Annotated in this window: 22 protein-coding genes; 13 read left to right on the forward strand and 9 right to left on the reverse strand. The window is 68.7% G+C overall.

Features of this window, described 5'->3' with window-relative positions; translation table 11 throughout:
• Nucleotides 1-102: 102 nt before the first annotated feature.
• Nucleotides 103-744, reverse strand: a complete 642-nt coding sequence (locus tag EV651_RS39575) for an AraC family transcriptional regulator (RefSeq protein WP_133791104.1) — start codon at nucleotides 742-744, stop codon at nucleotides 103-105.
• A gap of 117 nt (nucleotides 745-861) precedes the next feature.
• Here EV651_RS39575 and EV651_RS39580 point away from each other — a divergent pair, with 117 nt between their 5' ends.
• Entirely contained in the window at nucleotides 862-1,623 is a 762-nt protein-coding gene (locus EV651_RS39580; protein ID WP_133791106.1) for a phytanoyl-CoA dioxygenase family protein, read from the forward strand.
• Nucleotides 1,624-1,652: 29 nt separating this feature from the next.
• The gene (locus EV651_RS39585; RefSeq protein WP_133791108.1) at nucleotides 1,653-2,885 is read left to right on the forward strand and encodes an MFS transporter; all 1,233 of its coding nucleotides are present in this window, start codon (nucleotides 1,653-1,655) and stop codon (nucleotides 2,883-2,885) included.
• A gap of 7 nt (nucleotides 2,886-2,892) precedes the next feature.
• Here the strand turns inward: EV651_RS39585 and EV651_RS39590 are convergent, their stop codons facing one another.
• The gene (locus tag EV651_RS39590; protein ID WP_238157508.1) at nucleotides 2,893-3,642 is read right to left on the reverse strand and encodes a hypothetical protein; all 750 of its coding nucleotides are present in this window, start codon (nucleotides 3,640-3,642) and stop codon (nucleotides 2,893-2,895) included.
• 55 nt (nucleotides 3,643-3,697) lie between these two features.
• Between EV651_RS39590 and EV651_RS39595 the strand changes: the two genes are divergently transcribed.
• Nucleotides 3,698-4,342: an IclR family transcriptional regulator gene (locus EV651_RS39595; protein ID WP_130382015.1), complete on the forward strand. Its 645-nt coding sequence runs from the start codon at nucleotides 3,698-3,700 to the stop codon at nucleotides 4,340-4,342.
• On the opposite strand, the gene EV651_RS39600 is transcribed toward EV651_RS39595, so the two are convergent.
• On the reverse strand, nucleotides 4,339-4,806 hold the full coding sequence (locus tag EV651_RS39600; protein ID WP_133791112.1) for an Lrp/AsnC family transcriptional regulator: 468 nt from the start codon (nucleotides 4,804-4,806) through the stop codon (nucleotides 4,339-4,341). The two genes, EV651_RS39595 and EV651_RS39600, sit on opposite strands and share 4 nt — an antisense overlap.
• Nucleotides 4,807-4,954: 148 nt before the next feature.
• Between EV651_RS39600 and hppD the strand changes: the two genes are divergently transcribed.
• The 7 genes from hppD to EV651_RS39635 all read left to right on the forward strand — a co-directional run bounded on the left by hppD (nucleotide 4,955) and on the right by EV651_RS39635 (nucleotide 11,589).
• Nucleotides 4,955-6,157, forward strand: a complete 1,203-nt coding sequence (hppD, locus tag EV651_RS39605; protein ID WP_133791114.1) for a 4-hydroxyphenylpyruvate dioxygenase — start codon at nucleotides 4,955-4,957, stop codon at nucleotides 6,155-6,157.
• Between the two features lie 160 nt (nucleotides 6,158-6,317).
• On the forward strand, nucleotides 6,318-6,791 hold the full coding sequence (locus EV651_RS39610; RefSeq protein WP_133791116.1) for a DUF2690 domain-containing protein: 474 nt from the start codon (nucleotides 6,318-6,320) through the stop codon (nucleotides 6,789-6,791).
• 62 nt (nucleotides 6,792-6,853) lie between these two features.
• Nucleotides 6,854-8,230 (forward strand): FAD-binding oxidoreductase, encoded by a 1,377-nt coding sequence (locus tag EV651_RS39615; RefSeq protein WP_133791118.1) that lies wholly within the window; start codon nucleotides 6,854-6,856, stop codon nucleotides 8,228-8,230.
• Nucleotides 8,231-8,392: 162 nt separating this feature from the next.
• Complete coding sequence (locus EV651_RS39620; protein ID WP_238157509.1) at nucleotides 8,393-8,980, forward strand: hypothetical protein; 588 nt, start codon at nucleotides 8,393-8,395, stop codon at nucleotides 8,978-8,980.
• A gap of 14 nt (nucleotides 8,981-8,994) precedes the next feature.
• Nucleotides 8,995-9,693, forward strand: coding sequence for a two-component system response regulator CseB (gene cseB, locus EV651_RS39625; protein ID WP_131293492.1), 699 nt, complete (start codon nucleotides 8,995-8,997; stop codon nucleotides 9,691-9,693).
• 167 nt (nucleotides 9,694-9,860) lie between these two features.
• Entirely contained in the window at nucleotides 9,861-11,105 is a 1,245-nt protein-coding gene (locus tag EV651_RS39630; RefSeq protein WP_133791120.1) for a HAMP domain-containing sensor histidine kinase, read from the forward strand.
• A 70-nt stretch (nucleotides 11,106-11,175) separates the two neighbouring features.
• Nucleotides 11,176-11,589, forward strand: a complete 414-nt coding sequence (locus EV651_RS39635) for a hypothetical protein (protein WP_133791122.1) — start codon at nucleotides 11,176-11,178, stop codon at nucleotides 11,587-11,589.
• Between the two features lie 98 nt (nucleotides 11,590-11,687).
• Here EV651_RS39635 and EV651_RS39640 read toward each other — a convergent pair whose 3' ends face one another.
• The 3 genes from EV651_RS39640 to EV651_RS39650 all read right to left on the reverse strand — a co-directional run bounded on the left by EV651_RS39640 (nucleotide 11,688) and on the right by EV651_RS39650 (nucleotide 16,985).
• The gene (locus EV651_RS39640) at nucleotides 11,688-15,461 is read right to left on the reverse strand and encodes an endo-alpha-N-acetylgalactosaminidase family protein (protein ID WP_133791124.1); all 3,774 of its coding nucleotides are present in this window, start codon (nucleotides 15,459-15,461) and stop codon (nucleotides 11,688-11,690) included.
• An 88-nt stretch (nucleotides 15,462-15,549) separates the two neighbouring features.
• Nucleotides 15,550-16,557, reverse strand: coding sequence for an aldo/keto reductase (locus EV651_RS39645; RefSeq protein WP_133791126.1), 1,008 nt, complete (start codon nucleotides 16,555-16,557; stop codon nucleotides 15,550-15,552).
• Entirely contained in the window at nucleotides 16,554-16,985 is a 432-nt protein-coding gene (locus EV651_RS39650) for a VOC family protein (protein WP_133791129.1), read from the reverse strand. The genes EV651_RS39645 and EV651_RS39650 overlap by 4 nt, the downstream gene beginning before the upstream one ends.
• Before the next feature lie 62 nt (nucleotides 16,986-17,047).
• Between EV651_RS39650 and EV651_RS39655 the strand changes: the two genes are divergently transcribed.
• On the forward strand, nucleotides 17,048-17,668 hold the full coding sequence (locus tag EV651_RS39655) for a TetR/AcrR family transcriptional regulator (protein WP_202870737.1): 621 nt from the start codon (nucleotides 17,048-17,050) through the stop codon (nucleotides 17,666-17,668).
• A 6-nt stretch (nucleotides 17,669-17,674) separates the two neighbouring features.
• On the opposite strand, the gene fahA is transcribed toward EV651_RS39655, so the two are convergent.
• Complete coding sequence (gene fahA, locus EV651_RS39660; RefSeq protein ID WP_133791133.1) at nucleotides 17,675-18,880, reverse strand: fumarylacetoacetase; 1,206 nt, start codon at nucleotides 18,878-18,880, stop codon at nucleotides 17,675-17,677.
• Nucleotides 18,881-18,995: 115 nt separating this feature from the next.
• Nucleotides 18,996-19,844: a hypothetical protein gene (locus EV651_RS39665; RefSeq protein WP_133791135.1), complete on the reverse strand. Its 849-nt coding sequence runs from the start codon at nucleotides 19,842-19,844 to the stop codon at nucleotides 18,996-18,998.
• A 73-nt stretch (nucleotides 19,845-19,917) separates the two neighbouring features.
• Between EV651_RS39665 and EV651_RS39670 the strand changes: the two genes are divergently transcribed.
• Together EV651_RS39670 and EV651_RS39675 are read left to right on the forward strand one after the other, a co-directional pair.
• Nucleotides 19,918-21,111, forward strand: a complete 1,194-nt coding sequence (locus EV651_RS39670; RefSeq protein WP_133791137.1) for a homogentisate 1,2-dioxygenase — start codon at nucleotides 19,918-19,920, stop codon at nucleotides 21,109-21,111.
• A 43-nt stretch (nucleotides 21,112-21,154) separates the two neighbouring features.
• Entirely contained in the window at nucleotides 21,155-21,883 is a 729-nt protein-coding gene (locus EV651_RS39675) for a hypothetical protein (RefSeq protein WP_238157510.1), read from the forward strand.
• Here the strand turns inward: EV651_RS39675 and EV651_RS39680 are convergent.
• On the reverse strand, nucleotides 21,880-22,680 hold the full coding sequence (locus tag EV651_RS39680) for a polysaccharide deacetylase family protein (protein ID WP_202870738.1): 801 nt from the start codon (nucleotides 22,678-22,680) through the stop codon (nucleotides 21,880-21,882). The genes EV651_RS39675 and EV651_RS39680 overlap by 4 nt on opposite strands.
• Between the last annotated feature and the right edge of the window lie 108 nt (nucleotides 22,681-22,788).

The following is a 22,788-nucleotide window of genomic DNA, read 5'->3' on the forward strand; positions in this document are numbered from 1 at the left end:
AAGAGGCGAAGGGGTTGCGGCTTGAAAGGGATTGTGCTCTGGGAGAGGAGGGGGAGGGGTTACGGGCTTGAAAGCGATCATGCAACTGGGAGGGAGAAGGGGCTACGGTCTGAAAGCGGAGCGGTAGCGGGTGGGGCTGAGTCCGAATGTGGAGCGGAATCGTCGGGTGGCGTGGCTCGGGTCGTGCCAGCCGACCAGGGTTCCGATGGTGCTGACCGGTAGTTCGGTCTCGATCAGGAGGCCGGCGGCGCGCTCGGCGCGGATGCGGTTTAGGTAGGCCATGGGAGAGAGGCCGACCGACTTGCCGAAGAGCCGGATCAGGTACCCGGGCGCGAGGTTGACGCGGGCGGCGAGCTGATCGAGCGTCCAGGGCTCGGCCAGATCGGACTCCAGAACGCGCATCGCGTGCTGCACCGCCGGATGGGCCGGAGCCCCGAGAGATCCCGGCACGAGGGCACCGGACAGCAGGCCGAACACATCCGGCCCGAGATACGCGTTCCGCACCACGAGGTCCTCGCAGTCGACGTACCCGTGCCACTCACCAGGCCGCAGTACGACGACCGAGTCCGGCGCCAGCGCTACCTCTCCGGCCGCCGACACGTGCGTGCCCCGCCCGGCCACCACGACCGCGATCTCGAAGAACGCGTGGCTGTGCGGCGCGACGTCCGCGAACACCTCGAGCCGCTCGCCGGCCACCGGCAACCGCGGGTCCGGGAAGACCTCGCTGCTCAGCACGTTGTGCATCCGGCCTCCAGGAGGTCAAGATCGGTCAAGTCCTGGTCAACCACCGCCTGTCCCCGGACCGAGGCAACCGCGACGCTGGAAAGACCTTCCAGGCCACCGGAATCCGAGGAGAACCCGATGACCACGACCGACCCTACGGCACCCGCGACCGTCGACGAAGAGACCATTTCCGCCTATCGCCGCGACGGCGTCGTCCGGATCCGGAACATCATCGGCCGCGACGAGGCGGCCCGGTTCGCCGAAGCCGCAGTCGCTGCGACCACGCAGGCCGACGACCTGTTCAAGGAGTCGAAGATCTTCAACCAGTACGTCAACGTCTGGCAGCAGAACGACGTACTGCGGGAACTCACCCTGGATCCGCGTCTCGCCGCCGCGGCGACCGCGCTGGCCGGCGTACCGCTGCGGATCTGGCACGACCAGGTGCTGATCAAGCCGCCGCACAACGGCGCGGCGACCGAGTTCCACCAGGACGCGCCGTACTGGCCGCACGCCGGTTCGCGAGCCTCGTTGTCGGCGTGGATCGCGCTGGTCGACGTACCGGTGGAGCGTGGCTGTATGACGTTCATCCCGGGCTCGCAGGACCACCAGGACCTGCGCAAACAGGACCTGTCGGACCGCGACGACCTGTTCCGCGCCGCGCCCGACCTGCGCTGGGAGAAGCGCCTGACGATTCCGCTGCAGGCCGGTGACTGCACCTTCCACAACGCATACCTGGCGCACTCCGCGACACCGAACTTCACCGACGACCCGCGGATCGCGCACGTCAACATCTACTTCGACGCCGAGGCGACGTACACCGGCGCCGGCCACGTCGTCACCGACGGCCTCGGCCTGACGGTCGGCGAACCCCTCGACCACGACCTCTTCCCGACGGTTTGATCTTTCACGTTGTGACATAAGTTGTCAGGGTGCGTCTGCTCACCGACCTCCGCCCGCTGCGTGAGTCCGCCGACTTCCGGAGGTTGTGGATCGGGTCGACGGTGTCGCAGCTCGGTCAGCAGATGACCGCGGTGACCGTCTCGATCCAGGTGTACGCGCTGACGCACTCGACGTTCGCGGTCGGGCTGGTCGGCCTGTGCTCACTGGTCCCGCTGATCGTCTTCGGGCTGTACGGCGGTGCGATGGCCGACGCGATCGACCGCCGTACGCTCGCCCTCGTCTCGTCGACGGGACTGTGGCTGCTCTCGATGGTCCTGGTGGTGCAGTCGCACTTCGACTGGGCCCAGGTGTCGGTGCTGTACGCCGTGGTTGCCTGTCAGTCGGCGTGCTTCGCGGTCAACAACCCGGCCCGGTCCGCGATCATCCCGCGGCTGATCCGGCCCGAACTGCTGCCGGCCGCGAACACGCTCAGCCAGGCCGCGTTCAACCTGGGCTTCACCGCCGGCCCGCTGCTCGGTGCGGCGGTGATCGCCTGGCGAGGGTTCGCGGCGGCGTACTTGATCGACGTGATCACGTTCACCGCCGCGCTGTACGCGCTGTTCCGGCTCCCGCCGGTGCCTCCGACCGGCGCCGTACGGCGGGCCGGGCTGCGCTCGGTGCTGGAGGGATTCACGTTCCTGCGCGCCGCGCCGGCGTTGCTGGCGACGTTCCTCGCGGACATCTTCGCGATGGTGTTCGCGCAACCCCGGGCGCTGTTCCCGGCGGTCGCGGGCGCGTTCTTCGGCGGCGGCGTACGGACCGTCGGTCTCCTGCAGGCCGCGCCCGCGATCGGGGCGCTGATCGGGGTGATCTTCTCCGGCTGGGTGACCCGGGTACGCCGTCAGGGCGTGGCGATCGTGCTGGCGATCACGGCGTACGCCGCTGCTGTCGGACTGTTCGGGCTGTCCCGGACGATCTGGCTGGGCGTCGCGCTGCTCGCGCTGTCCGGGGCGGCCGACATGGTGAGTTCGGCGTACCGGAACACGGTGCTGCAGTCCGCGGCGCCGGACGCGATGCGCGGCCGGCTGCAGGGGGTGTTCATCGTGGTCGTTGCCGGTGGCCCGCGGCTCGGTGACTTCGTCGCCGGTACGACGGCCTCACTGACCAGCCCGACCGTCGCGCTGCTCGGCGGCGCCGCGGTCTGCGTCACCGGGCTGCTGATCCTGCTGGCGCGGAACCGGCCGTTCCGGGTCTACGACTCGCAGACCCGCGCGCTCAGTTAGGCCCTGATCAGCCGCCGGTCGCCAGCTTCTTGAGGACGGTGAACCAGGAGTCCATGTCGGGTTTGATCTCGCTCACCGGCTCGTCGCCGACGGTCACGATCTTGCGGTCGCCGAGCGGCTTCTTCAGCTTGATCGGGGTGATCGACATGTTGCTGTCCTCCGGACAGGGCGAGTCGGCGTCGACGACCACCATGATCTTGTCCTCGAGTTGCTGGACGCTGAGGTCCGACGCGCACTTGCCGACGGTGCCGAACAGCAGGTCCGCCTCGTCGTACTTGGGGGCGTTCTGGATCCACTTGAGGTACTTCGGCTTCTTGCCGTCCACCCGCTGGTAGTACTTCACCGGCTGCGGGCTCTTCTCGTCGGGCGGGCGCGAGCCGTCGCCGATGAACGTGCCGTAGATCATGTCGATGCACGGATCCTTGGTGTCCGGGCCGTCGATCGCCCCGAACGCGCGGGCGGCCTTGTAGCAGCCGACCGCCTCGCGGTTCAGCGAGATGTTGAAGCCGATCAGCGCGACCGCTCCGACGACCATCGCGATCGCCAGCATCCGGCGGGACTTCAGCTGCTGCGGGCCGAGGATGCCGGCCGCCCGACGGGCCTCCTCACCGGTGGCGTCGGCCGGCACCGCCGTGGTGCGGAACATCGCCGTGATCGAGCTCGTCCACTGCGGATTGATGATGGTCGGAACGGCATAGACCAGGATCAGGACGACGATCACGACGACAGCTGGGAGCAGCGACCAGTAATTTCGCACGGCAGCAAGATACGGGGCCATCGGGCCGCGCCCGGATAACGGATACTCTTTCTAGGTGCCCGCCGAGACCTCGCAGACGCTCGACCGGGGGCTGACCGTCCTCGAGTTGCTGGCGGACGCCCCTGACGGGCTGTCCATCACCGAGCTGGCCGCGGCGCTCGGCGTCAGCCGCACGGTCGTCTACCGCCTGGTGAACACGCTCGAACTGCATCGGCTCGTACGTCGTGACAGCGAGGGCCGGGCCCGGCTCGGTCTCGCCGTACTGCACTACAGCCGCCGTGTGCAGCCGACGCTGCGTGACGCTGCGCTCCCCGTGCTGCGCTCGCTCGCCGAGGACACCGGCGCCACCGCACATCTGACGGTCGCGGACGGTGAGGAGGCCCTCGCGATCGCGGTCGTGGAGCCGAGCTGGACCGACTACCACGTCTCCTACCGGATGGGTTCGCGGCACTCGCTCGACCAGGGCGCCGCCGGCAAGGCGATCCTGGCCGGTCGGCGCAAACCCGACCCCGCCGGCCGCCCCTTCGTCGTCACCTCCGGCGAACTCCAGGCCGGCGCCCAAGGCGTGTCCTCGCCCGTCCTGGGCGTCCCCGGCGTCGAGGCCTCCATCGGCGTAGTCGTCCTCGGCAAACTCGACCGGGACTTCGTAGGCCCCCGAGTAGCCCGCGCCGCAGTAGAAGTAGCCAAACGCCTCGCCTAGTTGGTGGCGGCTTCTACCAGCGGTAGCACTCGGTGTTGGATCTGTTCGGCCAGTGCGATGACTGTTGAGGCTCTTTGGATGCCTCGGACGATGACTACCTGGTCGATCACGCGTTGGAGGTCGGCGTTCGAGCGGGCGACGATGCGGCACCACAGGTCCTCGGCGCCGGTGATGGTGTGCACCTCGAGGACCTCGGGGATGCGGGCGAGCGCCTCGGCGACCGTGGTGTGGCCTGACCCCTGCTCGATCTGCAGCGTCGCGAACGCCGTCACCGGATAGCCGATCGCGCTCGTGTCGATGTCCGGCCCCCACCCGCGCACCACGCCGTCGCGCTGCAGCCGGTCGAGCCGCGCCTGCACGGTCCCGCGCGCGACCCCCAGCCGTCGCGACGCCTCCAGTACGCCGACCCGCGGCTCGGCCGCGAACAACCCCAGGATCCGGGCGTCCAGCGCATCGACCGTCATGGCCAACCTCCCGCGATGGTCAGACTGACCAAATAGTCCAGCAACATCCGCAGCATACTGCACAGCTTGTCCAGCGAAACAAGGAACTGTTGCGCAACCTGCGCCCACCTACCAGGCTCGGCTGCACGATACCGACGCAGGAGGTCCCATGACCAGCACCGACCTCACGCCCGCAGAGCTCGACGCCGATCTCGACCTCGACCAGCTGAAGCAGCTCGTCGGCCTGGTGCCGTACGACGAGAGCACCGACCCGTTCCCGGTCACCGCCATGGACGCGGTGGTGTTCGTGGTCGGCAACGCCACCCAGACCGCGAAGTGGTACCAGCTCGCGTTCGGGATGGACCTGGTCGCGTACTCCGGGCCCGAGACCGGCTCCAAGGACAGCAAGTCGTACGTCCTCAAGGCCGGCTCCGCCCGCTTCGTGATCTCTGGCGGTGTCAGCCCGAAGAGCACGCTGCTCGACCACCACCGCAAGCACGGTGACGGCGTCGCCGACCTCGCCCTCGAGGTTCCGGATGTCGACAGGTGCATCGCACACGCCCGCAAGGTCGGCGCCGTCGTCCTCGAGGAGCCGAACGACGTCAGCGACGAACACGGCACGGTCCGCCGCGCGGCGATCGCGGCGTACGGCGACACCCGCCACACACTGATCGACCGGAGCAAGTACGACGGCCCGTACCTGCCCGGCTTCGTCGCGGCCACCACCAAGGTCACCCGCCCCGAGGGCCACCCGAAGCGGCTGTTCCAGGCCGTCGACCACGTGGTCGGCAACGTCGAGCTCGGCAAGATGGACGAGTGGGTTGCCTTCTACAACAAGGTGATGGGCTTCGTGAACATGGCCGAGTTCATCGGCGACGACATCGCCACCGACTACTCGGCGCTGATGAGCAAGGTCGTCGCCAACGGCAACCACCGGGTGAAGTTCCCGCTGAACGAGCCGGCGGTGGCGAAGAAGAAGTCGCAGATCGACGAGTTCCTGGAGTTCTACGACGGCGCCGGCGCGCAGCACATCGCGCTCGCGACCAACGACATCCTGCGCACCGTCGACATCATGCGCGCAGGAGGCGTCGAGTTCCTCAACACCCCGGACTCCTACTACGAGGACCCCGAGCTGCGGGCCCGGATCGGCGAGGTGCGGGTGCCGATCGAGGACCTTCAGTCGCGCGGCATCCTGGTCGACCGGGACGAGGACGGCTACCTGCTGCAGATCTTCACCGCGCCGATCGGCGACCGCCCGACGGTGTTCTACGAACTGATCGAGCGGCACGGCTCGCTCGGCTTCGGCAAGGGCAACTTCAAGGCGCTCTTCGAGGCCATCGAGCGCGAACAAGAGCGCCGCGGCAACCTCTAGACGCGGTTAAACGCGTTACCGACGTCCAGAACCTTGCCGGGAGCAACTGCACACGGCGTGTCGCCGTCCGATTACCGGAATGACTGTCCGGGCAGGCTCCGTTCGCGTAGTGTGCCTTCCTGAGTGTGCGTCGGGGCGTGCGCTCAGGAAGGGTTTCGTCATGAAGACACTGAGCATTCTGCTCAGCACCGCCGGCCTGGCCGGCGTAGGCGCGATCGCGTTGTCCGCCCTCCCGGCCGAGGCGGCCACGGCCGCCAGCTGCTCGGGCGCGAGGTCCATCGCATCGGCGCCGATGCTGCGTAACCATCAGCCGCCCAGCTGGGGAACGGTCCGGCTCGTCCGGGACAGCTGCTATCAGTACTGGGCCGAGATCACCATGGCGTCGCCGCTCGTGGCCAACGCGAAGGCCAACGCCTTCCTGGTGCAGTACGGCGGCGGCAACAACGGCCGGGTGCTCAGCTGCGACAGCAGCGGCGGCAACGGTTCGGTGGTCCAGGGCCAGCGCACGTGCCGGACGCCGAAGGTGAAGGCGACCGCCGGCGGCATCACGTTCGCCGCCATCGGCCGCGAGTACCACAACTACGGCGGCGGCTACGAGGAGATCTCGGAGAACGCCACCAAGCGCACCCGCTGAAACCAGCGTCCGAAGGCGGACTGGGGCGCGCAGTACCGCGGAGTATTCATTAGGCTCGACTCATGAGTGAGGTTGTCGAGCAGCTGCGTCAGGTGCTGCCGCCCGAGGCGCTGGTAACCGATCCGGACCGGATGGAGAGCTACCGGTACGACCGGGCAATGTTCTGCCCGGCCGGGGTGCCGCTCGCCGTCGTCCTGGCCCGGGAGACCGCGCACGTCCAGGCGGCGGTGCGGATCGCGGCCGAGGCCGGCGTACCGATCGTGCCGCAGGGCGCGCGGTCCGGCCTGTCCGGCGCCGCCAACGCGCTCGACGGGTGCATCGTCGTCTCGCTGGAGAAGATGGACCGGATCCTGGCGATCGAGCCGATCGACCGGTACGTCGTCACACAGCCGGGTGTCTACAACGCCGTCCTGTCCCGCGCGGTCGCCGAGCACGGGCTGTTCTACCCGCCCGACCCGTCCAGCTGGGAGTTCTGCTCGATCGGCGGCAACCTGTCCACGAACTCGGGCGGCCTGTGCTGCGTGAAGTACGGCGTGACCACGGACTACGTGCTCGGCCTGGAGGTCGTGCTCGCCGACGGCCGGATCCTGCGGACCGGGCGGAAGACCGTGAAGGGCGTCGCCGGGTACGACCTGGCGAAGCTGATCGTCGGCAGCGAAGGCACGCTCGGCATCATCACCGAGGCCACCCTGGCACTGCGCCCGGCCGCCGCGAAACCGAGGACCATGGTCGCCCTGTTCGGCTCCGGCGTCGAGGCCGGGAACGCGATCCTGGAGATCATCCGCAGCGGCGTCTCACTGAGCCTGCTGGAGATCATGGACCGGACCACGATCCGCGCGGTCAACAAGTACAAGCGGATGGACCTTCCCGACGAGGCGGCCGCGATGCTGATCGCGCAGTCCGACGCGGGCGGCGAAGCGGGTGCGGCCGATATCGCCGCGGTGGCCAAGCTGTGCCGCGACCACGGCGCGCTGGAGTGCATCGAGGCCGAGGACGACGCCGAGGGCGAGTTGCTGCTCGAGGGCCGCCGGGCCGCGCTGACCGCGCTGGAGGAACTCGGTACGACGATGATCGACGACGTCGCCGTACCGCGGTCGAGGCTGGCCGAGTTCATCGGCCGGGTCGAGGAACTGTCGGCCGAGCTGGACATCACGATCGGTGTCCTCGGGCACGCCGGCGACGGCAACATGCACCCGACGGTTGTCTTCGACCAGACCGATCCTGCGCAGGCCGAGCGGGCCCAGATCGCGTTCGACCGGGTGATGGAGATAGGGCTGGAGCTCGGCGGCACGATCACCGGCGAGCACGGGGTCGGGGTCCTGAAGCGCACGTGGCTGGCGGAGGAGATCGGGCCGGTCGCACTCGACGTACACCGGGCGATCAAGGCCGCGCTGGACCCGAAGAACCTGCTGAATCCTGGGAAGGTCGTCGCCGGGTGACCTGCTGACCGACCCCTTGAGTGATGCTGTGACGGAACCGCAATACAACTGCCGGGGCCACTCGACGTCCATGCCCGTCGAATGTGACGTCCGGCCGAGACCATGGAAGTGAGGACGTGTTCGAATTCGCGGGGGGACTTGATGCAGGGTAGGAGGCGCCCGATGGGTCTGTGGCGCCGTACCGTGCCGCCTGCCGTCGCCGCGATGGTCGCGACGATCGCGCTCGCCGCTTGCGGGAACGGCGGCGGGCTGCGCGTCGAGGGCCCCGAGTCACCCCCTCCGGCGACGCCGTCGGTCGCGTCCGGCAGCGTCTCTCCGCACGCCCAGCGGACCCCGGTAGCGCCCGTCGACCTGTACAAAGTCCGTGCCCGGCTACTCGCCGATCGGCACCTGTCCAGCTACTCGCGGACAGTCCTTTCGAATTGCACCGTGATTTCGCGTTGCCTCAGCAGGGGTAAGACCGTTGATGTATTGCACAGCGGTACACCTCAGCAGATCGTTCTGATCCATACTCTGGAGAAGTTCGTCTTCGGAATCTTCCTGATCGCCGTCGAGCCGACCGGCCCGCGACCGATCTGGAACCTGGACGTCGAGCAACCGACCGTGAACGCCAGCCCGCAAGGGGACCTGGTGGTCGAGTCGAAGATCTTCGCGATCGACGACCCGGTCTGCTGCCCGTCCGGCCGGCGGGTCGAGGTCTACCGTTGGAACGGGCGGCAGATGATCAAGGTGAGCTCGACGGACCAGTAGGGAGACTGAAGTTCGTGGTACCGGAAGAACCGGCAGCGCGCATTCTCATGGTTGAGGACGACGCGGTGATCCGTGAGGCGACGCAGTTGACCCTCGAGCGGCACGGCTACGACGTGACCACGGCCGAGGACGGCCTGGAAGCGATCGAGCGATTCGAGAAGATCCATCCGGACGTCGTGATGCTCGACATCATGCTGCCCGGGCTGGACGGGATCTCGGTGTGCCGACGGATCCGTGAGACCAGCACGGTCCCGATCGTGATGGTGTCGGCGCGAGGAGACGCGCTCGACGTCGTCCTCGGTCTCGAGGCCGGCGCGGACGACTACGTGACCAAACCGTTCGACACCCAGGTGCTGGTGGCACGGCTGCGGGCGGTGATGCGGCGCGCGGTCTCCGACCCGGAGCGTCCGGCACCGGCGGCCGGCTCCGGCGTGGAGTCGTTCGGCGACCTCGAGCTGGATCGGGAGGCGCTGGAGGTACGGCGCAGCGGACAGACCGTTCAGTTGACGCCGACCGAGCTCAAGCTGCTGATCGAGTTCGCGAACAACCCCGGTGTGGTGCTGAGCCGGTCGACGTTGCTGCAACGGGTCTGGGACTACGAGTGGGGCGGCGACGGCCGGCTGGTCGACGTCCACCTGCAGCGGCTCCGGACCAAGATCGGTGCCGACCGCATCGAAACCGTCCGCGGCTTCGGGTACAAACTCAGGGCCTAGTAAGTGCCCGCCGCCCAAGACCCGCACGCCATCTCCGGCGCCCAGGCGGGCGCCTCGCTGCGTTGTCGGAAGCGCACGATGAACCCCGCATCGAGCGCTTCCTCCGCCTTGCGATGCACCCACCTGAACACCGGAGCTGACGCACTGGCCTCGGACGGAGGACACTGATGGGACTGCGCGGCAAGCTCGGTCTCATCTTCCTGCTGGTCTCCGCGCTCGCGATCCTGGTGCTGTGCGTCGCGGTCTACACCCAGGCCCAGTCGGCCCGGCTGGACCGGACGCGCAGCTTCGCCGACGAGCGGATCCAGCTCGCGGCGCAGAGCTACGACACCAACGACGTACCGGTGTTCGGGGCGAAGCTGGACGATCCGGACCTGCCGCCGCAGTTGCGGGAGGCGGTGCTCCAGGGCAAGCGGGCCACGTTCAAGACCGGGTCGCCGCACGCGAAGATGTGGGCGGCGGTGGCGGTCAAGGACGGCAAGGTGCTCTCGATCGAGCAGAACTACGAGAGCACCGACGACTCGATGAAGGCGTTGCAGCAGGCCCTGATCCTCGGCGGGATCGGCACGGTCGCGCTGGTCGCGCTGGTCAGCGTGATCCTGGCCGGCAGCCTGTCCAAACGGATCGTCGCGGTCGCGGGTACGGCCCGGCGGATCGCGGCGGGTGACCTGGACGCGTCCGCTGCCGAGGCCGTTGGCAAGGGCAAGGACGAGGTGCAGTCGTTGGCAACCGCGCTCGACACGATGGCCAGTTCGCTGCGCGGCCAGCTCGAGGCTGAGCGCCGCTTCACCGCGGACGTTGCCCACGATCTGCGTACGCCGGTGACCGGGCTGACCACCGCCGCCGAGCTCCTGCCACCCGGCCGCCCCAGTGAACTGGTGCGCGACCGGGCCAAGGTGCTGCGGCGACTGGTCGAGGATCTCCTGGAGATCGCCCGGTTCGACTCGGGCGTCGAGCAGGCCGATCTGGAGCTGGTCGGACTCGGCGCGTTCGTCGGCTCGGCGGTCGGGCGGCTGCGGATGCAGCAGTCGCTCGCGGCGGACAGCGTGATCGTGCGCCAGACCGGGCCTGACGAGACGGTGTCGACCGACTCGCGACGGATCGAGCGGATCCTGGCAAACCTGATCGTCAACGGGTTGCGGCACGGCCGGCCGCCGGTCGAGGTCACGGTCAGCGGCCGGACCGTCGAGGTCGTTGACCACGGCAACGGTTACCCCGAGGAACTGATTGCCGAAGGCCCGCGCCGGTTCCGGTCCGGGATGGCCGAACGCGGCGCCGGGCACGGCCTCGGCCTGACCATCGCGGTCGGGCACGCCAAGGTCCTGGGTGCCGAGCTGACGTTCGGCGAAGCACCCGGCGGCGGCGCCCTCGCCCGGCTGGTGTTGCCGCCCGGACCTGAGACGGAGTCGTAACACAACCTTTCCTGCGGCCGGCGCGTCTTCCCCTCCGTAACACCAACAAAACGAGGGGAAACCAGACATCATGCGTGCACAGTTCATCCGCCGTTCCGCCGCCGTCGTCGCCGGTCTCGCACTGGCTGCCGGGGGACTCGGTATCGCCGGCGCCCTGCAGGCCAACGCGGCCGGTACGTCGACCACCGCCGTCAGCGCTTCCGTCGCGGCGAAGTCGATCACGATCAAGTCGGACAAGACCACCGCGAAGGCGTGGACGAAGGTCTCGTTCACCGGCAAGACGTCCGGTATCGCGAAGAACACCGTCGTCCAGGTGCAGCGCCTGCAGAACGGCAAGTGGGTCAACTTCCCGGCCACCACCAAGGTGACCAGCCGGGCGACCTACTCGGTGTGGGTGCAGAGCGGCCGGGTCGGCGTGAACAAGTTCCGCGTCGTCGCGGCGAACACCGCGTCCGCGCCGGTCTCGGTGACCATCACCAAGTAACTCGGCGCCGGCCAACTGCCGGGGGTGGGGACTGGGACTGGGGGCGCTGCACAGGTTATTGCCTGTGCAACGCCCCCAGTTGTTGTTCAATGCCCCCGTTAGTGGGTGCCGTAGACGTTGAACTCGGCGGCCGAGCCGAAGACCGCGCCGTTGAGCGAGCTGGTGCCGACGAACTTCACGTACCGTCCGGGCTTCGCGGTGAAGTCGACCCGCTGTACGGCGGTGGAGTTCGGGAACTGCCCGGTCGCAACCGGCGTACCCCAGTCCTGACCGTCCGCGCTCACATAGATCTCGTATCCCTTGAACATCCCGTTCGTGCCGCTCTGCCGCGGCAGGTAGCCGAACCCGTTCACCTGGTACGTCGACCCGAGATCGAGCGTCATGTAGTGCGGGTAACCGGCCGGCGTACTGACCTCGGACCAGGCGGAATGCCAAAGAGTGCTGGGGTTTCCGTCCAGCGCCGAGGTTGCGGCACCGCCCGTGGCGACATCCTCACTGCTCACGTCGGCCACCTTGATCCGCGACTGCGGAACGATCCCCGGCGGCAGCACGGTGGCCTCCGCACTGATGGTCGCCTGCCCGCCCGTCGCCGTCACCGGATACTTGCCTTCCGGCGTGCCGGCTGGGGGAGTCACATCCCACGTTGTCGTCACACTCGTGCCTGCGGCAACGGTTGCGTGAGTCGTGGGCGTGGTCGCCGTGGCGGTCCAGCCGTTCGGTGCGGTCAGACCCAGCGTGATGTTGCTGGCGGCCACCACGTCGTTGTTGGTGAACGTGGTGGTGACGGTGTTCGCTTCACCGGAGACAAGCCCAGTCAGGCCCGAAACCGCGACCGAAGTGCAGTCCGCCGGCTGGGACGTCGTACCGAGATCGGTCACGGCGAAGTTGTCCATGACGAAGTCGCTCTGGTCGCCGCCGTCGGTGAGCTTGCGCAGTCCGACCCAGTAGTCGCCACCGCAACCGGCCACGAACTCTTGGTTGAACGTCGCCTTCGTCCGCTGCTCGCCGATCGGCGTCGCCTTGACCTCGACGGACGCCGGCCGATCGACTCCCTGGACCCACGCGTACTGACCGGCGCGGCCGCTCTCGTAGTCGAAGCTGACCTTGTACTTGTGGCCCGGCTGGAAGTTCACCGTCCACGGCGCGGTCCGGTAGACCAGGCCCTCGTTCTCCTCGTGCGACTTGAGCGACCAGTTGCCGTCGAGCACGTCGTCGACCAGCTTCCCGTTCCAGCCCGCCTGCGTGTACGGCGCATGCTTGGGAGCGAGCACCGTCCGCGGGTCGGTAACACCACCGGCATCGCCCTTCACGAACGGGCCCCAGCCCTGGTCGACGTGCTCGAAGTCGTCGACGAGTCCGGCCGCGGGGGTGGTCGTTTCGACCACCCGCACATCGTCGACACGAACCCGCGCGGCGCCTGCGGCGGCCCCGATGGTCAGGTCGGCGGTGCTTCCCTTGGCCTGGAACACGACCCGAACGCGCTGGTAGTACGCCTCGTGTTTGTCGTCGGCGGCAACCATGTTCTGCGCCGTCGATCTGATGACCTGGTTGCGAGCGCCGTCGACGCTCACCGTAGTCGGGCGGGACTTGCCCGGCTCGACCTCGATCCAGGCCGAGGCGCTGTACGTGCGACCGCGGGTCAGCCCCGTGAGCTGCTGCCGGATCGATGACGCCCTGGAGCCGAGCTCGGCGACGTGCTGACCGTTCTCGAGGGTGCCGATCGTCGCGTTACCGGTGACGTTCCAGGCCGCGAGGTTGCCGGCGTTGAAGCCGGGGTCCTTGACGTGCGAGCTCTCGCCCCAGTTCGCGGGCCGCGGCGCCGGAGCCGTGTCGGGGTAGACGACGTACGGCTGGCCGGCTTTCGCGTCGAGGCTGATGCTGCCGTTGCGGACGGGTGCGGTGGCGACCTTGACCCGTCCGGTGTCGGTCAGCTTGTAGACGGAGAAGGACCGGGTGCCGGCGAACTTCGCAGGCACCTGCCAGGTGGTGTGGCCGCCCGCCGGGTTGTAGTGGTACAGCTTCTTGTTGTTGTCCCACGGCAGCAGGTACTTGTCGCCGTCGAGCACCTTCGCGTTCCCGGCGTACACCGTGCGCTTGCCGTTCTCGACCGCGCCGCGGACGCCGCCTGTGAACGTGATGTCGCCGCTGTTCCAGTCGAGAATCTTCTGCTGCTGCAGGAACTTCGCGGGCAGGTTGTGCTGCCAGATGTTGGTGTAGAACGCGTTCCAGTCCGTCTCACCGGTCCAGCCCTCGAACTCGACGATCGCCGACTGGCCGAGGATCGCGTCGTTGTTCCAGACGTCCTTCTCGTGGTTACGGACGAACCGGATGATCTGCGAGTTCAGGCCCTTGTTGGTCGGACCGCCGTAGTCGAGGTCGTTGGCCCAGTGCGACCACAGCGATGTCCGCTCGTGCCGGTCGGCCCACTCGGTCGCGATCTGCCAGCCCTGGGCGGCGAGCTGCCGGGACAGGCCGTCGGCGAGCCAGCCGGACTGGTAGTACACGTCGATGTACAGCTCCTGCAGGTTCTTGTCGGTCTCGTCGCGGAGCTGCTGGAACCGCTTCACGATGTTGCCGGAGGCAAGATCCGGGCGCTGCTTGATGTAGTAGCTCTGGTTCAGCCAGTTCCAGCCCTTGGCGTTCTTGTCCACCAGGTCCTCGCTGAACGCGTTTGCCTCCGGGTAGGACTCGGTCGCGTTGACGTGGACGCCGAACGCCGCGTTCCAGGACTTGCCCTGCTTGAGCAGCGTGTTCAGGTCGGTCAGGCCGCCGGCGCGGGTGTTGTAGTTGCCGCCGTAGTCCGGGTGGGCGGAGTCGTGGCCTTCAGCGCCGTACCCCTTGAGGACCGCCAGCTGGCCGAGGCCGTCGGTGGCCAGCGAGATCCGTTTGACGTCGTCGAGCGTCCGCAGGAACGGGTGCGTGGCCTGGCTGGCGAAGTTGAACGGGATGTGGGTGATCACCCGGTTCTTGACCTGGTCGCCGCCGTTCGGCTCGGTCATGATCGAGCGGAACGCGACCGCGCCGTCCTCCCAGTCGACGGTCCGGTCCTGGTTCGCGTCGGGCGTGACGACGACCTTCGCCCAGGGGAGCGGTTCGGTGTACGGCGAGGTGTCGGCACGGTAGGTCCATTGGCCGCTCCACACGCCGACACGCGTACTGCCGTCGACGGCCTTGCGGGCGCGGTGCCAGAACCGGGCGCCGTCGTCGACCGATTGACCGGACGGCTTGTCGTACACCGAGTTCGACTCGATGCCCGCCGCGAGCCCGCTGGTGTTGACGAACGCGTACGCCGCTCCGGTCGCGGCCGTCTCGCCCGGGATGCTCGCGGTGACCGGCGTGATCTTGTCCGCGGTCCGGGTCGAGTCCGGATCCAGCGTGGTGAACGCGGTGGTCGCGCCCGCGTCAGTACTCGCCACCGAAACCAGGTCGTGGTCGGGGATGTCGATGGTGTGCACGCGACTCGTTTCGGTGTCGCGGACCGCGTCGATCGCGAACTTCGTCACCCGCCCCGTCACGCTCAGGCTCGCATCCAGCTCGACGCCGGGGAGGGCGTCGAAGGCCAGCGTGTACGACGCTCGCCCGCCGGCGACTCCGCCGTCGACCGTCGGCGACGCGGCGAGATGCGCGGTGCGGGCCACGCCGTCGATCGTGACCGTCGAGATCGCGTCCGGCTGACCCCCGAGGGCCTGCCCGGAGGCGTTGTCGACGTACTTGACCACCCGGGGGAAGTCCGCCCCGACGGTGACCGTCAACTCGCTCGACCGCAGCGTCAGATCGCCGTCCGTGCTGTCAGCGTGCGCACCGGAAGGCACGCTCAGCACGCCGGCGACCAGGGCTACAGCCAGTACTCCACACCCCACTGAACGTTTCATGCGGAGAAAGTTCGCACGTAAGAGCTAACAGGTCAAGAGAAACGAACACTTATGAACAGATCGGCCCAACCTGCCGAGCATGCCGCCGTCAGATCGCCGCCGCGCCGAACACCCACGGAGTGTTCTGCGCGATGAAGTCGGTCGGGAAGCCGGCCGTGAATCCGGTGACGTCTTCCAGGCGCTGCACCAGATCGGGATCGAGGCGCACGTCGGTGCAGCCCAGATTGTCCGAAACCTGTTCCAGCGTCCGTGCACCGATGATCGGCAGGACCCCCGGCCACCGGGCTCGGGTCCACGCCAGAGCGACCTGTGACGGCGTCGCTCCCACCTCGTCGGCGACAGATTGCACCGCGCGCGCGACGGTCAGGTCGTGCTCGTCGATCGAGGCGGCGTCCAGGCGGGTCCGCCGTTGCTCGAGGGGCACGTCAGACGAGGTGTACTTCCCGGAGAGCACTCCGCCGCCGAGCGGGCTCCAGGCCGTCACCGCCATGCCGTACGCCGCGGCCATCGGTAGCAGTTCGCGCTCGGCATCGCGGTTGAGCAGGCTGTAGGGCACCTGCAGGCCGGCGAACTGCGTCCAGCCGCGCCACTCGGCCAGGGTATTGGCACGCGAAACCACCCAGGCGGGCGCGTCGGAGATGCCGACGTAGAGGACCTTGCCGGACGAGACGGCGTCGTCGAGGGCGCGCATGGTCTCCTCGAGCGGACTGTGCCGGTCCCACAGGTGCACCCAGTAGATGTCGACGTAGTCCGAGCGCAACCGCCGCAGGCTGGTCTCGAGCGACAGGCGCAGGTTCTTGCGGTGGTTGCCGCCACCATTGGCGTCGGTGGAGTCGCGGGTCACGGTGTACTTCGTGCCGAGCACGAACCTGTCGCGACGGCCCTGCAGCAGCTCGCCGACGATCTCCTCACTGGCGCCGCCGCGATAGTTGATCGCGGTGTCGATGACGTTGCCGCCGGCGTCCGCGTAGGCGTCGAGGATCCGTCGGCACTCCTCAGGCGGAGCGCCGACGCCGCCCTGCTCGCCGAAGGTCATCGCGCCGAGGACGAGTTCCGAGACGCGCAGGCCGGTCGGGCCGAAGGTCCGGTACCTCACCCGAACATCGCCGCCACGTGCGCGGCGAGCTCGTCCGGTGCAACGTCACGCAGGTGCTGGTCGATCGCCCAGCGGTGGCCGGACGGGTCGAGGAACTGCGCGGTCCGGTCACCCCAGAACGCGTCGTGCGGGGCCTCGAACTCGGTCGCTCCCGCGGCGATCGCGCGTCGCCAGGCGGCGTCGACGTCCGGCACTCGCAGATGGAACGCGGCCGGCGTCCCGCCCAGCGCCGCGGGCGTCCGGAGTCCGGCGTCCGGAACCTCGCCGGCGACGGCCAGGACCGTGTCGCCGAGGAGCAGTTCGACGGTGAGCGGCTGCCCGCTCGGCAGGTCGATCCGGCTCGTCTCCCGGGCGCCGAGGACTTCGGCGTACCAGGTGGCGGCAGCGGCCGGATCGTCGACGACGAGATGAAGTGCCAGCGATGTCATGATGGGACCATACAACGTGTCTGGTCAACATGTCCAGACTTGATGTCAGGTATGGTGGCCGGGTGAATGCCCGACGCGACCATCCGCCGCCGTCGGCGGCGGCGCCCGAACTGCGCGAACGCGTGCTCGACGCGCTCCGCGACCTGCTTCGGGAGCGCACCTTCGACTCGCTGAGCGTGGCCGAGATCATCGCCGCGGCGGAGGTGTCCAGGGCGAGCTTCTACTTCTACTTTCCGAGCAAGCAGGCGGCGCTCGCCGACCTGGTACGCCGAGCGGTCGGCGCCGGACACGACGCGGCGCAGCCATGGGCGGAGTCGTCGCCGGCCTCGCCGGCGGACTCGCGCGCCGCGTTGCGCGGTGGCATCGACGACGGCGCCACCCTCTGGCTCGACAACGCCGGGGTGCTGCGCGCGATCGTGGAAAGCTGGGGCTCCGACCCGCAACTGCGCGAACTGTGGCTGGACCAGATGGCGACGTTCACGGCCGCGGCCGTCGCCCGGATCGAAGCCGACCCCGACGCGATGCGGCGCCTGGCCGGGGTCGATGTACAGGCCGTGGCCGCGTCGCTCACCTGGCTGGGCGAGCGGCTGTACTACCTGGCGGCGTGTGGCGTGCCGCCCTTCGACGACCGTGAGGTGCTCGTCGATACGCTCGCCCACGTGTGGACGTCGACGCTGTACTGACGCCCGTTATCGCTCACCCGGCCGGATCCGGCCGGTCACCTCGCCCAGGCCGATCCGCGAGCCGTCCGCGGCGTGCGCCCACGCGGAGATCGTGACCTCGTCACCGTCCTCGAGGAACGTGTGTTCCTTCCCGTCCACGATCAGCGGCTCGCGGCCGCCCCAGCTCAGCTCGATGAACGAGCCGCGCTGGTCCTTGGCGGGCCCGCTCACGGTCCCGGACGCGTAGAAGTCGCCGGTGCGGACGCTGGCTCCGTTGACGGTCAGGTGCGCGAGCATCTGCGCGGGCGACCAGTAGAGATCCTTGTACGGCGGGGTGCTCACGAGGTGACCGTTCAGGTAGACCTCGAAGGTGATGTCGTAGTTCGTCAGGCTGCTCCCGCTGAGATAGGGGAGGACGGGCGGGTCCTGCGCCGGCAGTGGGACCGCGGCGGCCGCGAGCGCGTCGAGCGAGACGACCCAGGGGGAGATCGACGTGGCGAAGGACTTGCCGAGGAACGGGCCGAGCGGCACGTACTCCCAGGCCTGCAGGTCGCGCGCGGACCAGTCGTTGACGACGACCACGCCGTACACGTGCTCCTCGAAATCCTCAACAGGCACAGGCTTTCCGAGCTTTGACGGCGTACCGACGACGTAGCCGAGCTCGACCTCGATGTCGAGTCGCTGGGACGGGCCGAAGGTCGGCGCCGCCGCGTCCGGCGGCTTGCGCTGGCCGGAGGGGCGGACGATGTCGGTGCCGCTGACAACGATCGTGCCGGCGCGGCCGTGGTAGCCGACCGGGAGGTGTTTCCAGTTCGGGAGCAACGGCTCGGAGTCCGGGCGGAAGAGGCGGCCGAGGTTCGACGCGTGCTGCTCCGAGGCGTAGAAGTCGACGTAGTCACCGACCTCGAACGGCAGCTGCATCGTCACGGCGGACTGCGGGATCAGGTGCGGCTCGACGGTATCCCGGTCGTTCTCGTTGCGGACCAGGTCGAGCAGCCAGTTCCGGGTCGCGCGCCAGGCCGGGCGGCCGAGCGCGAGGAACGCGTTCAGGGTCGGCTCCGCGAACAGTTGCGCGCCGTCGAGCATCTGCGCGGACGCGACCGGCGCGAGGTCGATGATCATGTCGCCGATCGCCGCACCCACCCGCGGCTCCTCGTCGCCGTGCCGGAACACACCGAGCGGCAGGTTATCCGCCCCGAACGGCGAACCGTCGGGGATGTCGATCCAGGTCATGGGGCCTCCCGGTCTGGACTGAGGAGCGGCGGGAGCGAAGCGACCAGGGCGACGAGGGAAGACCGGGAGCAACAGCCCCATGACCCGCCGCGACGGAGTCGCGGCATGTGCACAGTCATGCCATCAACCCCAACGTTGCAAGGTCCGCGCGTGGCTCGTCGATGCTGCAGGAGCCGAAGGACGTGAACCAGCGGCGCGTGCTCGCTGCCTGATCGTCGGACAACTCGCGCGCCCGCGCCGCCAGGACCTCGCCGTTCCGCTGGTCGAGTAGCTCGACCAGCTCGTCGTGTGTGGCTCCGTCGAGCGACGCCCGGGTCGCGAGCAGGACGTTGAGGAACCCGTGGTGCTCGAAGCCGGTGTCCTCAGCGGTGTGCCGGACCGCGTTGTGCAGGCCGGCTGTGCACTTGAAGGCCACCTCGCGGTCCAGACAAGCAGTGATGAAGGACGCCACTTGGCCGGCCGACGGGAACAGCGCGGCGTCGAGGCCGCCGGTGCGGAGCTTCGCGGCGTACCCGGCGTCGGCGACGACGTCGAGCGCGCGTTCCCACGCTCCGTCCAGGCCGACTTCGACGTACGCCGTCTCCTCGTCGAGGCAGTCGTCGCATGCGCGGACCACGCGCAGCGCGTTCCGGGACAGGTCGTCCTCGTCGCGCAGCCGGACCTCGACCGCGGTCACCTCGACGTCCTTCGAGCGATCGCCCCAGCGGATCACGGGCTCGATCCCGCCGGCGCCGCCGGAGATCACCACCGCGACACGGAGCGGCGCCGTGCCGGTGCGGGCGGCCTCGGCGGCGACCTTCATCAGGTCGTCGTCGGTGCACACGAACGTGCCGACCAGGTCGGCGTACCGCGACTTGCGGTGGACGTGGTGGGCCGCGACGGCCTCGGGCAACGGCAGATCGCCCGGCGGGAACATCGAGGCGTCGTCGACCAGGTGCCGGTACAGCGCAGGGACGGTTGACATGGGTCGAAGCCTAACGGATGCTTTCGGTAAGCGGACGCATGCGTCCGGATAACGTACACGCAGGAGTGCGGAGATGGCGTTCTACCGGCAGGTCGGGGATGTTCCACCGAAGCGGCACACGCAGTTCCGGAAAACGGACGGCGGGCTCTACTACGAGGAGCTGATGGGGGAGGAGGGGTTCTCGTCGGACTCGTCGCTGCTGTACCACGCCGGCGTACCGTCCGCGATCGTCGATTCCCAGGTGTGGGACCTGCCGGACCTCGCCACCGTCCCGAACCACCCGCTCACACCACGGCACCTCAAGCTCCACGACCTGTTCACCGACACGTCGAAGTCGAACGCCGTGGAGGACCGCCGGCTCGTGCTCGGCAACGGCGACGTCCGGATCTCGTACGTCGTGGCCGAGCAGCCGTCGCCGTACTACCGGAACGCGATCGGCGACGAGTGCGTGTACGTCGAGAAGGGCTCGGCGACCGTGGAGACCGTTTTCGGCGTCCTGAACGCGGTCCAGGGCGACTACGTGATCATCCCGCGCTCGACCACGCACCGCTGGCTGCCCGGACCCGAGGGCGTGCACGCGTACGCGATCGAGGCCAACTCGCACATCGCGCCGCCGAAGCGCTACCTGTCCCGGTACGGGCAGTTCCTCGAGCACTCGCCGTACTGCGAACGCGACCTGCACCCGACGGCCGAGCCGCTCGTGGTGGAGGGGGCCGATGTCGAGGTGCTGGTGAAGCACCGTGGGAACGGCGCCGGCGGGATCGTCGGGTCGCGGATGACGTACGCGACGCATCCGTTCGACGTGGTCGGGTGGGACGGTTGCCTGTACCCGTACACGTTCAACGTGAGCGACTTCGAGCCGATCACGGGGCGCGTGCACCAGCCGCCGCCTGTGCATCAGGTGTTCGAGGGGTACAACTTCGTGGTCTGCAACTTCGTGCCGCGGAAGGTCGACTACCACCCGTTGTCGGTGCCGGTGCCGTACTACCACTCGAACGTCGACTCCGACGAGGTGATGTTCTACTGCGGCGGCGACTACGAGGCGCGGAAGGGCTCCGGGATCGGGCTCGGGTCGATCTCGCTGCACCCCGGCGGGTACGCGCACGGCCCGCAGCCGTCGGCGATCGAGGCCTCGCTGGGCGCCGAGCGCTTCGAGGAGCTCGCCGTCATGGTCGACACCTTCCGCCCGCTCGAACTGGGCGAGGGCGGCCAGGCCGTCGACGACGGCGTCTACGCCTGGACCTGGGCGGGCCGCCGCAAGTCCTAGCCGGGGGAGCGGGAGACACGCCCGCTGTGGGATTCTGTCCCCTGTGAGTGAGTACGGGGACGCAGCTTCACAGGTTTCAGAGGTCGGTACTTCAGAGGTCAGTACTGCGGAGGTCAGTACTGCGGAGGTGGGGCCGGAGGTGCAGGTGCCGCCACGGGATCCGGGGCAGTCGTTGGTGGTCGGGATCGACCGGGACGCTGTGCTGCGCCGGCGTGAGGTCGTGCGGACCGTCGAGCGGCGCGGCGCGTGGGTGACGCTGGCGCTCGGCGTGATCGGGATCGCGGCCGCGATCTACGCGCTGATCGCCTTCCGCGGCTCCGGGATGTGGCCGTTCGCGCTCTTGTTGATCCTGGCAATGATCCCGCTGGTGCTCAGCACGGTTCTGGTCTACCGCCTGCAGGCCGAGCGGGTGGAGTGGTACGACGCCAACGAGCTGCCGCCCGTAGCGATGCGGATCTCCGCCAAGGGACTCGAGTTGGCCTGCGACGGCGCTGCGTTCCCCGTCGTGCTGCCCTGGGCAACCGTCCGCGGCTTCACACAGCACAAGCTGCTCGGGCAGTACATGCTCGACCTGGCCCTGGTCCGCGGCGTAGGCGCGACAACGGCCGGTGTCCGCGGTCTCGACCAGCCGTCCGTCCGCAGCGTCGTCAAGCCGAACCCACTCCTGCGCCCCACCGGCATGTTCCTGGTCAAGGCCCTCGACCAGCCGGTCCACGTCATCGACGAGGCCATCAAACACTTCTCCAACGGCACCGCAGGCATCGCGCGCTAGCAGGGCAGCGCGCGGTACGTGTAGCCGAGCTTGGTGAGTTTGGTCAGGGCTCGGTCGAGGGCTGCGACGGTCTGGGAGCGGTTGCCGCCGCCATCGTGCACCAGGATGATCGCGCCGGGACGGGCCCCGGCCATGATCGCGTGCTCGATGCTGGCGGCGCCCGGCTTCTCCCAGTCCTTGGTGTCGACGTCCCAGAGCACCTGCCGCTGGTGGTACGACGCGGCGATGGCCTCGATCTTCGCGTTCGTGGCACCGGTCGGCGGCCGCAGGCACTTCGACTTCACGCCGGTGGCGATCTCCTGCCGTACCTTCGCGTCCGGCAGCAGGGTCAGCGTCTCGTGGTCCCAGGTGTGGTTGCCGATGGTGTGCCCAGCGGCACGCTCGGCGGCGATCAGTTCCGGGTACTGCGCCACCTGGATCCCGAGCACGAAGAACGTCGCGTGCGCCTTGTGCTTGCGCAGTAGCTGCAGAACCTTCGGGGTCCACTCGTGCTGAGGGCCGTCGTCGAAGGTCAGGTAGAGCACCTTCCCGTGCGCGGCCAGGTTCCAGTCGTCGGCGGGCGGCTTGTCGACCGGGGGCTTGGCGGGCTGCGTGGGTTGTCTGGGCTGTTTCATCGACGACGGTTCGCCCCGCTTGGACGTAACCGTCGTACCGAGCAGTCCGTGGCCGTTCGTCGGGGAGACAGGGGCGGCGGCGGACGTGACGGAGTGGTCGGACGGCGTGGCGGCTTGAGCGAGGACGGCACCGCAAAGAAGGGCGGCGACCAACGGCAGAACTTTGCCGGGCGGCCTGGTCACGGGGCCTTACGCCCTGGACTGAGGAGCGGAGGGAGCGCAGCGACCGGAGCGACGAGGGAAGGGCTGAAGTTCCAGCCCCGTGACCCGCCGCGCCGGAGGCGTGGCATG

The sequence above is a fragment of the Kribbella sp. VKM Ac-2571 genome, from assembly GCF_004362255.1.
Classification (GTDB): domain Bacteria; phylum Actinomycetota; class Actinomycetes; order Propionibacteriales; family Kribbellaceae; genus Kribbella; species Kribbella pratensis.

Coding starts and splice junctions, on each gene's coding strand:
- EV651_RS39665 (WP_133791135.1), bottom strand. CDS start 19,844: ATGTCAACCGTCCCTGCGCTGTACCGGCACCTGGTCGACGACGCCTCG.
- EV651_RS39600 (WP_133791112.1), bottom strand. CDS start 4,806: ATGACGGTCGATGCGCTGGACGCCCGGATCCTGGGGTTGTTCGCGGCC.
- EV651_RS39610 (WP_133791116.1), top strand. CDS start 6,318: ATGAAGACACTGAGCATTCTGCTCAGCACCGCCGGCCTGGCCGGCGTA.
- fahA (WP_133791133.1), bottom strand. CDS start 18,880: ATGACCTGGATCGACATCCCCGACGGTTCGCCGTTCGGGGCGGATAAC.
- hppD (WP_133791114.1), top strand. CDS start 4,955: ATGACCAGCACCGACCTCACGCCCGCAGAGCTCGACGCCGATCTCGAC.
- EV651_RS39575 (WP_133791104.1), bottom strand. CDS start 744: ATGCACAACGTGCTGAGCAGCGAGGTCTTCCCGGACCCGCGGTTGCCG.
- EV651_RS39580 (WP_133791106.1), top strand. CDS start 862: ATGACCACGACCGACCCTACGGCACCCGCGACCGTCGACGAAGAGACC.
- EV651_RS39635 (WP_133791122.1), top strand. CDS start 11,176: ATGCGTGCACAGTTCATCCGCCGTTCCGCCGCCGTCGTCGCCGGTCTC.
- EV651_RS39620 (WP_238157509.1), top strand. CDS start 8,393: ATGGGTCTGTGGCGCCGTACCGTGCCGCCTGCCGTCGCCGCGATGGTC.
- EV651_RS39630 (WP_133791120.1), top strand. CDS start 9,861: ATGGGACTGCGCGGCAAGCTCGGTCTCATCTTCCTGCTGGTCTCCGCG.
- EV651_RS39650 (WP_133791129.1), bottom strand. CDS start 16,985: ATGACATCGCTGGCACTTCATCTCGTCGTCGACGATCCGGCCGCTGCC.
- EV651_RS39615 (WP_133791118.1), top strand. CDS start 6,854: ATGAGTGAGGTTGTCGAGCAGCTGCGTCAGGTGCTGCCGCCCGAGGCG.
- EV651_RS39670 (WP_133791137.1), top strand. CDS start 19,918: ATGGCGTTCTACCGGCAGGTCGGGGATGTTCCACCGAAGCGGCACACG.
- EV651_RS39640 (WP_133791124.1), bottom strand. CDS start 15,461: ATGAAACGTTCAGTGGGGTGTGGAGTACTGGCTGTAGCCCTGGTCGCC.